Annotated in this window: 9 protein-coding genes; 4 read left to right on the top strand and 5 right to left on the bottom strand. The window is 41.3% G+C overall.

All coding sequences use genetic code 11. The annotated features are described in order from the left end of the window. Positions 1–210 precede the first annotated feature (210 nt). The gene (locus HWQ42_RS27185; RefSeq protein ID WP_094351107.1) at positions 211–807 is read right to left on the bottom strand and encodes a glyoxalase-like domain protein; all 597 of its coding nucleotides are present in this window, start codon (positions 805–807) and stop codon (positions 211–213) included. Between the two features lie 196 nt (positions 808–1003). On the opposite strand from HWQ42_RS27185, the gene HWQ42_RS27180 reads away from it, so the two are divergent. Then, positions 1004–1642 carry a sigma-70 family RNA polymerase sigma factor gene (locus HWQ42_RS27180; RefSeq protein WP_292817383.1) on the top strand — a complete coding sequence of 213 codons (639 nt, stop codon included), beginning with the start codon at positions 1004–1006 and terminating at the stop codon, positions 1640–1642. 88 nt (positions 1643–1730) lie between these two features. Beyond that, positions 1731–2810, top strand: coding sequence for a tetratricopeptide repeat protein (locus tag HWQ42_RS27175; protein ID WP_292817381.1), 1080 nt, complete (start codon positions 1731–1733; stop codon positions 2808–2810). 122 nt (positions 2811–2932) lie between these two features. Here the strand turns inward: HWQ42_RS27175 and HWQ42_RS27170 are convergent, their stop codons facing one another. The 3 genes from HWQ42_RS27170 to hisG all read right to left on the bottom strand — a co-directional run bounded on the left by HWQ42_RS27170 (position 2933) and on the right by hisG (position 6650). After that, on the bottom strand, positions 2933–3649 hold the full coding sequence (locus HWQ42_RS27170; RefSeq protein ID WP_334954894.1) for a hypothetical protein: 717 nt from the start codon (positions 3647–3649) through the stop codon (positions 2933–2935). Between the two features lie 429 nt (positions 3650–4078). After that, entirely contained in the window at positions 4079–5533 is a 1455-nt protein-coding gene (locus HWQ42_RS27165; protein ID WP_292817379.1) for a HAMP domain-containing sensor histidine kinase, read from the bottom strand. Positions 5534–6005: 472 nt separating this feature from the next. After that, a complete protein-coding gene (gene hisG, locus HWQ42_RS27160) occupies positions 6006–6650 on the bottom strand; it encodes an ATP phosphoribosyltransferase (protein WP_292817377.1) in 645 nt (214 codons plus the stop codon). Positions 6651–6726: 76 nt separating this feature from the next. Here hisG and rppA point away from each other — a divergent pair, with 76 nt between their 5' ends. Next, the gene (gene rppA / locus HWQ42_RS27155) at positions 6727–7434 is read left to right on the top strand and encodes a two-component system response regulator RppA (protein WP_292738486.1); all 708 of its coding nucleotides are present in this window, start codon (positions 6727–6729) and stop codon (positions 7432–7434) included. Positions 7435–7645: 211 nt separating this feature from the next. On the opposite strand, the gene HWQ42_RS27150 is transcribed toward rppA, so the two are convergent. Continuing rightward, on the bottom strand, positions 7646–8677 hold the full coding sequence (locus HWQ42_RS27150) for a lysophospholipid acyltransferase family protein (protein ID WP_292817375.1): 1032 nt from the start codon (positions 8675–8677) through the stop codon (positions 7646–7648). Between the two features lie 431 nt (positions 8678–9108). Between HWQ42_RS27150 and HWQ42_RS27145 the strand changes: the two genes are divergently transcribed. Continuing rightward, complete coding sequence (locus HWQ42_RS27145; protein WP_334813010.1) at positions 9109–9429, top strand: helix-turn-helix transcriptional regulator; 321 nt, start codon at positions 9109–9111, stop codon at positions 9427–9429.

The raw sequence follows: 9429 nt of genomic DNA, 5'->3' as shown, positions 1-9429 counted from the left end.
ACGACCTATATTCATCAATTCACTATTTTGTTATTCTGTCAATGCGTAAGTCCTATAGATTTGTAGGAATTTGCTCAATTGACTACTGCTGAGACATTGCGTCTTCTCCTCTGTCAATTACTAAAATAAAATCTAAAAATATTGGGTGGAGCGATGTCTACGGCGACAAGCTACGCTCCACCCAACCTAAAATAATCTAATCATTAACTGCTAATTCGCTACTTCAGCCACTTCGATAACGCGCCCTTCATAGTCCTTGACTAAAAAGTTCAGGGGTTTGTGATTACGAATCTTCAATTTCAAACCGCGCATTTCGACTCGCATTAAAATCATTTCCAGGCAGTCGTGGTCAAAACAAACGTGGCGTTGCTGATTTTTGCTACCTAAACTCGCACCAGTAATGACGTGTAGCTGGGTGTTTTTCTTCAATTGATACCACAGCCCATCATTGGCGTTATTCATCATTTTGCTAGACAAGCTTGGCCCAGTAGACATATATAACGGATCGATGCCAGTTGCGCCTATAGTTTGTTCGTAGTTGTAGTAGTAGTGCAATGGCACCTCAGCTGCTGGCAAATCTAGCAGTCCTTCATACAACTGTCGGGCAATCTCCAAATCTGACACCATTACAGTGTGTACTTTTGGGGCACTGGTGAGAAACATCCACATGGCACCAGCGTAAGCTGCTAGCAGCATTACCATAATGCCTTGGGTGGAGAACAGGCTATCTAAGGGCAAGGAAGGCAGAAAGGAGCCTAAAGTAAGGGGACTGAGCAGGAACGAGATCACACTAACTGCTATAACCATGAACAAATAAGGATTCTTTAAGAGAGTTGATTTTATGATTGTCGATTAAGACTAAAATTAAGTCCTTGTTTTTAGTTTATCAATACTCAACTAGTCTGAGTCTTATCTACAAACTGAGCAACACCAAGATATTATGCGATTAACTAGGGGAGTGCAATTCCCAAAACTATTTTAACAATTATCAACTCCAAGACTTGTGCAAATTCCTCATTTTCCCGAAGCTAATCACCCACTGGTGAAGTCGCTGTTCCATCACAGTGACCATGAACTACTGACTCTGTTTCAGCGCTATCCAGATGCCGGAAAGTACTTTACGGTGATTTTTTGCCGCTATAGCCCCATAGTCTACACCTTAATTCGGCATTCGGCGCGATCGCCTGTGCAAGCAGATTATCTGTTTGCCCTCACCTGGCGACATATCTATTACGAACTCGGTGGACTAAGGTTAACTGACTCTGAATCAGGTGAGGAAGCTTTAACCATGCAGAATTGGTTAATTAATATGACAGCTTTCTGTATAAATGAGATTAAACTACCACCCACAGAAGCAATTCATTATTCTCTGCAAGCGACTTCACCGCCGCTATGGTGCTATGTACAACAGGCGTTAGACCAACTGCCGCCAGTTTTACGATTAATTGTATTAATGGCGCAAACTTTCCACTGGAGTGAAACTAGAATCGCTGCTTATCTACAAGCTGAAGGAGAAGCGATCGCTCCTTATGAAGTAGCCAATTTTCTCCAGGAAGGCTATCGTATGCTAGAGGACAAATTGCCCACAGATATCCGCACCATATACTTTGGGGAAGATTTAGCTCAATCAGAACTTAAGTAGAAATGCGTATATTAGTTGTCTTCAATTTAAAACTTAAAACTTCTTCTTAGACCTTCTACTTAAACCCGCAACTTTACGGGTAATTCTTATGAAACAACGACTTGTATTTCCCTACCAAAAGGTAGGCTTAATTTGTGTCGGTGCGATTTATCGTCCCCAGGTTCTTTTACACAGCTTTTTACTGTTTGCTTTTTTGCTGAGTCCTGTAGCGGGTGCGGTTGATATTTCCGAACAACTCCATCGCCCTTTAAATAATTCCGTTGGGCGACAATCAAGAGATGAAGCAGACAGCTTGTTGCGTATTGGTCAACAAGAATACGCTTCAGGACATGCCGACAAAACAATTACGTCTTGTTTGCGAGCATTAGAACTATATCATTCCATTGGCGACCTGAAAGCACAAGGTCTGACGTACAATTTGCTTGCTAAGGCTTATGTGCAGCTTGGTAGTTCAAAAGAGGCAGAAGATGCTTTCAGGAGAGGATTAGCGATCGCTCGTGATACTAAAGACTTTCAATCTCAGATTTTTGTGCTGAATAATATTGGTACATTTCTGCTGCAAAAAGGCGAATTTGCTGCTGCTGGTAAAACAGTTGAAGATGCCCTTGCAATTGCTCACGGGGTGAAAAATATTGAAGGTGAAGGACTGTCTTTGAGTAATTTGGGCTTGGTAAGTGCCAGGTTGGGAGATTATAACAAGGCGATTAAACTGTACGAAAATGCTTTAACTTTCCGCCGTCAGACTGGCGATGCCATCGGTGAAGCAAATACCTTGAATAATTTAGGAGATGCTTATTTAGCATCTGGAAATTATCAAGATACCATTGCTACTTATGGTGAAGCAATGCGCACAGCTAAAACCAACCGCGATCGCACTAATGAATTACGGGCAATTGACGGTTTAGTTACGGCTCACACTGCTGTAGGACGTTACGAACGCGCCTTTGACTTACTAGAGCAGCGTTTAGCACTCGCTAAAGAATTACAAAATTTACACGAAGAATTAAAATCTTTTGAATCTTATGCCCAGCTATATAAGCAACAAGGTAACTACCTAACTGCCCGCAATTTTTACGAAAGGGCAATTATACTGGCGCGGACATTGCAAGATAGCAGGCAAGAAGTGCAATTGCGGGATCAATTAACTAAAATGCTTCAGCGAAAGTAGCAGTCAATTTTATATTACAAGGGATTACAAGGGCGGTTGGAAACCGCGTCTACACAGGCAAAACCCAACTACGTGGGTTATAAAAGTAGCCGCGAATTACCTTCGCCCTAGCTCTAAATTAATTAATTTAAGAACACTGAACCGTTTCGTTCAATTCTCATCGCACTTCTACCTTGTGCTGCATTGGTGGCTTCCTTAAATGTGACTTCCAAGCTTCCTGGTTCTGAAGAACCTTGTGGAGTCACTATTAATTGTCCGCCATCTTGTCGTTCAAATGTTACTGTTACTGGTGCTTTTAAAGCTTGCAGCGTTACATCTGACTTCCCTTCTAGGGAGCGCGGTGCCGTATCGCCAATCACTTGAAAAGTTATCTTAGCCGCAGTATTATTAACCAACCTGATATTAACCATCCCATTAGTGAGTGCGATCGTCGCACTGGGGGTTTGCCGTGGTTCTACCAGTGGTTGTTGGTCATTGGAAACCGCAGGTGGTGAAGGCTGTTGAGTTCGATCGCCAGGAATTGGGCGTAGTGGTCTAGCACCTGGTTGTGGTGGTAGGGGAGACACTTGCCCCTCAGCCGGAGGAACTGGTTGTGGTGGTACGGGAGACAGTTGCCCTTCAGTCGGCGGAACTGGGCGTGCTGGTCTAGCTCCTGGCTCTGGTGACACGGGAGCCTGAGAGCGGTTGTAGGGTGGTTCGCTAAAAATACTGGGTCTTGGGTTAACCTTGACAGTAGATTCTTGTGCTAATGCTTGAGGAATTGCTGGCAGACTAATTAGTAATCCCCCACAAAGAGCGCCAAATAATTTGCTAGACTTGCGAAAATTTTGAGACTTCATATTCATTCTTGACTCCTAGAAAAGCTTCATTTTTTTTCTTACTAAAGATTTCTCCAGCCGGAAATTAAATTAGGTTTTATAGGTCGTTGAGTACATCTAAACATTTAGCAAACTAATTGATTTGTCGCATCTAGCTAAGGATACGTAAATAATCTAAAAAACTTGAAATATCTCATTCTCAAGATTTACAATCTTAACCATTGTCATTAAGCAGATTTTTGTAACAGTCAAATTCAATATCCCGCTAGAAAATAAGTTTATTCACTAAGAATTAAAGTCCACTTGAATGGACTAGTACAGCAAGGCGGAATTAAAAATTAAAAATGAATACAGCATTAGGGTTTCGTTGATTTGGAATGATTGTTTTATTTCCGCCGTATTGTACTAGAATCTTACATCTATCACAGGAAATAAAAGTTTATTATCAAATTAAGACTCAAGAGTTATTGGTAAAGTGATAGTAAAGGTAGTGCCAATGCTTTGGGTACTTTCAACTTGAATATGACCGTGATGATGTTCGACAATAGCTTGAGCGATCGCTAATCCCAATCCTGAACCAGTAGCGCTGGCTGTAGCTGTATTCCCCGTCCTATGAGTACGTGCCGGATCTACTCGATAAAAGCGGTCAAACAAGCGTGGTAGTGCTTCCGCTGGAATTCCAACTCCGGTATCACTCACCTTAACTTGCAACTGGGAACTGGTGTTACGTAGTCCAGAAACACGGTTTATTCCTTCTATCCGCGCCAATTCCACTTTCACCCGTCCACCTGCTGGAGTGTAATGCAAAGCGTTAGCAATTAAATTTGTGAACAGCCGCACCAATTGATCCCAATTACCTAGAAGAGTAAACCAATTCTCCAGTAATTCGGGACTAGTTTCAGAGGCTGGAGGGTCAACTAAGTCTAGAGAAAGGGTGATTTCTTTTTCAGGGACTAACAATTGTTGTTCTTCAACCACCTCTATTAGCAAAGCATCCAGCGGACAAGGTGAAAAAGTATCTTTGCTAATACCACTATCCTGTCGTGCAAGAAAGAGTAAGTCATTGACTAACTTACCTAAACGCTGCGTTAACCGTTCCACTACCTTTAACTGTTGTCGATATTGCAAAGAACTAGTCGTTTCTGTCTCCGCTAAATCCAAGTCAGCAAGCGCAACTTGCACATTAGTTTGAATCAAAGTGATAGGACTTCTAAGTTCGTGGGAAGCATCAGCAGTGAATTGTTTAAGACGTTGATAAGATTCACCTACAGGTTCCATCGCTTTACCCGAAAGAAACCAACCACTCGCGCCTACGGAAAGCACCATTAACCCAATACCTAAAGCCAAATCAAATATTAACTGGCGACTAGGTTTAGTAACTTCAAACCAGGGATGACTAACGCGCAGATATCCTAATACTTGTCGTTTTACTTCTACTCGTTCGGTGACTTGTCGCAATAAGAGTGGGGAGTTAGGAATTTTAAATTTTGAATTTTCATTCTCTCTCTTGACTACGCGTACAGTTTCACCAGTGCGATTAGCACGAATGGGAATATTTAGTGGTTCAGATAGCGTTGACCAAAGTAATTTACCAGTTGGACTAAACCATTCTAGGTCAATGTGGTCATCTTCTACAGTGTCGCTATTATCGCCAAAACTGGCTTCTACGTTAATGCGAAATTTATCTGCATCAGCATTAATTGGCTCAAATATGAGCGTAGATGCACAACCACTGGTTGTCAGGCAACGCTCTACTATTTCTACTACATGGTTAAGGGTGTCATCAATCCGCTCAATCAACGTACTGCGGACGTATAAATAAACGCCACTGGCAAACATTAGTAGTAATACAGCAGTGACGGCAGTGTACCAAATTGCAAGACGGCGGCGAGTAGCTTGAAACATATTTCCACCTACTTCGTGTTAAGAATAATTGTAAAGTGCTTTTTATGATTAACAATTTTGCTCAAAACAATGCGAGTTTAGTTTTTTGCGATCGCATCAAATTTTAACGCTCAAAAAATAATATAAATATAACTTTGATTCCATTTACTGAAGGGTTAAATAAAAAATTCAATATTTGTATGCCGTGAGTTTCTACGCGTCTTATGCAACAAAGGGTAAAGGCTTTTAGAACCTAGTTTTTAACCAAAAGTTATACCAATTTGAAAAAAGAATGCAACAAATAGACCATTTGTAGAGACGCGATGAATCGCGTCTTTACCCAAGGATGTGTTGCAATCATTAATTGAATTGGTATAACAGTTGAGTATTTTTTATCTGCAAGTCACTTGAATACGAGACGCTGTACAAACGAATCGTGCAGCGTTAGTTAGGAACGAGCATCTGGAGAAGCGTTATTACGAATTACATGATATTAAACCTCTACCAAAACGGTCTCGCGCAGCTTGCTAATCACATCACTCAGATTACCCGTATTCAGGCGGTAACTTAGAGGATGGGCAATCAACCGCGCCGTGCTTTGATACAGACTAGCAATTTCAATCAAACCATTTTCGCGCAAAGTCCGCCCTGTAGAAACCAAGTCTACGATCGCTTCTGACATGCCAGTAATTGGGCCTAGCTCTACTGAACCATACAATGGCACTATTTCCACAGGTAAATCCAGACTATGGAAATATTCACGAGCGCAATTCACATATTTTGAAGCAACTCTACCATGCGGTGGTAAATCTAAAGGCGATCGGTAAGCACTTGATGCTTTTACCGCCACTGACATCCGACAATGCCCAAACTGTAAATCTACCAAGTGGGCAACTTGCGGCTGCTTCTCCCGCAACACATCGTAACCGACAATGCCCAGTTGTGCCTGACCATATTCCACATAAACGGGCACATCTTGCGCCCGCACCAGTAAAGCTTTCGCAACTCCCTTAGTGTCAGGAATTTGAAGTTGGCGAGTTCCTGAATCTAAAAAAGCACTAAAATCTAATCCGACAGCTTGTAGCAAGCGGATGCTATTTTTAAGTAGTTCCCCTTTTGGCAATGCAACAGTCAGCATTTTTTTTATTGGTATCCTTAGCGTCTTGGCAGTTGAATAATATTGAGAATATCTCTATATGCTTACCACAAGCAGCATGAGAATTTTATTAGTTGATGATGAAGTTGAACTGACTCAACCCTTGAGCCGCTTGTTAACTCGTGAGGGTTACGCTGTAGACGCTGTTTATGATGGGACATCTGGCAGCGAACTTGCACAAGCAGGCAGTTATGACCTACTTATTTTAGATTGGATGCTGCCGGGAAAAACGGGGTTAGAGATTTGTCAGGAATTGCGACGCCAAAGCAAAACCACTCCCGTTCTGTTTCTCACAGCTAAAGATACTCTCGATGACCGCGTACAAGGTTTAGATGCTGGTGCTGATGACTATTTGGTTAAACCTTTTGAACTGCGGGAGTTATTAGCAAGAGTCCGTGCTTTATTGCGTCGTTCCGGTTCTCAAATTTATGAAACCACCAGCGGACGTTTAACCGTTGCTGATTTAGAACTCGATTGTGAAAATCAAGTAGCCTATCGCCAAGGACGAATAATTGAGCTATCGCAAAAAGAAAGCCAGTTGTTGCAATACTTTATGGAACACACTGGACAACTTCTGACTCATGCTCAAATTATGCAAAATTTGTGGCAAGAGTCAGAACAACCCAGTAGTAATGTAATTGCGGCATTAATTCGTTTGCTGCGCCGTAAGATTGAGGTAGGTAGAGAAACTGCGCTGATTCACACAGTTTATGGCAAAGGCTATCGTTTCGGTGCTTCTTCAATGGAGTCAGTTACTAACGGATAAGCATTGGTAACGAAACAGGTTATGTTAGTAACAAACGGGCAATCTGTCGTTACTAACGAATAAGTGTTGGTAACAAAACAGGTTGTGTTGGTAAGAATGCATAAGTTGTCGTTACTAACGGATAAGCATTCGTAACAAAACAAGTTGTGTTGGTAACGAACGGGGATCTAAAACTTTTTGTTACCCAGAAGAGGACTTTTCAAACAACCTCTTAAGATTTACCCAAAAAATGATTAATTTGGAGTTGCAGTTTTTCTCGTAATTTTTGCGCCTGTTGATAGGCTACTGTACGCCCTTTCTTTGAGTGGTTGTCCAATTCTGCTGGTTGCAAAGGGCTAATAAAGTAACGCAAACGAGTTCTCATTGCCCAAACTCCCATTGAGGGAAACAGAAGTAAGGCAAACATCAAAGGCGACAAAGGTAAGAATGGTAGTTTAATTAATCGTTGTAATCTGGTGAAATTAACAGCCCAAGGATGCAAAGATTCACTGCCGATGCAAACTACTGGCAGAATGGGAATATGATAGCGATCGCTCAACTGAATAAAGCTCATATCAAACTTTTCTAGTTTATAGCGTCTTCTCCAACCTTTCAAAGGCCCGCGAATACCTTCGGGTGCATATAAGAGAATTTTACCTTGAGCGAGCGCACCCTCAAAATCATCTAATTCGGCTCGCACACCACCTAAAACCTGCGACCATTGAGGTGGTAGCCACCAAATCACCCAAGGATGCTCAAATAATGTTGGACTTGCTATGGGTTGGACTACCCATCCTTTGGCTTCACTTAATAAATAAGCCAAGGTTAAAAAGTCCCAAGGAAAACACATCCCGGCATGATTCATTGCCACAATCAATGGCCCTGTTGGCGGCAAGTTTTCAACTTGTTGCAACTCTCCCCGAAAATAGTATTTAACGATAGGGGCCAGAATTTCTTTGCCAAAAACTTGTTGATATTTAGGATCGAATTCACTAACTCCTTTTCGAGGTGAACGAAAACCCAGACGCAACCAGCGACTCAGCAACGCTAGATAAAATCCGCCAGGAATTAAAAATAATCCATATTCTAGCCAATTCCAACCATCTGGCTCTGGGTGATAGTGCTGCCAATGGCGATTGAATAAAATTAGCCACCCTGGAGGATACCAAAGACAAAACCAATCAAACCAGTTAAATATATAGCCTTCACCTGGTGCATTTTCTTGTTGACTGTTTAATAAATTTTCGGAGTGTTGATTAATCAAAACAGTTAAAGATTAGGATTAGGCAAAATTTCTATTAAATAGCGAATTGTAACTTGCTGGTTTTTTGAATGACATCCTACCATAGAAGTAAAACTAACTGCATATTTGGGAATCTATTTTATATTTAGTTGTTAAACTAACGATGCTTTAAAAGTTTTTATCAAAATATAGAGAGATGCTTTACTCTATATATAAAAAATTAATTTTCATATAAATAATTAAATTAAAACATCACACACCTCCAATTATTTGGTTGGGTGCGAGCGCTGATAATAATTAATTAAATTGCCTTAGATAATACTCTTGGGAATCTCATATCAGACAAAACTTAATGTTTATTTTAGATATAGCTTCGACAGCGAGCAGTAAGCGGTGAACACTGATAACTGAAATATTGGTGTTTCGCCAAAAGATGAAATTGATAACGACTGATGATTATTCAAATTCATCCTCAAGCTGGAGACGAATGGCGAGACATCTGTCCTACTCTTCGTACTATGGAACTAAGAATGCCACTCAAAATTTCAGATTTGATCCGTGAACTTCGGCAGCAACTCGATCTATCTCAAGAAAAGTTTGCAGCCAAGTTAGGAGTTTCCCTAAGAACAATCAATCGCTGGGAGAACGGATCTACAGTGCCTTCACCGATGGCACTAAAGCTGATTGAAGAAATGTTAGAGAAGATGGGCGAAGCAGACAAAAGATTAGTGAACGAGTATCTCCCAAAATCGGAGCAACGGGAGGACTCTTAG

It is taken from the genome of Nostoc sp. JL23, from assembly GCF_017115065.1.
Taxonomy (GTDB): Bacteria; Cyanobacteriota; Cyanobacteriia; order Cyanobacteriales; family Nostocaceae; genus Nostoc; species Nostoc punctiforme_A.
Note: the sequence above shows the minus strand (reverse complement) of the source record. Positions and strands in the feature narration are given on the sequence as shown.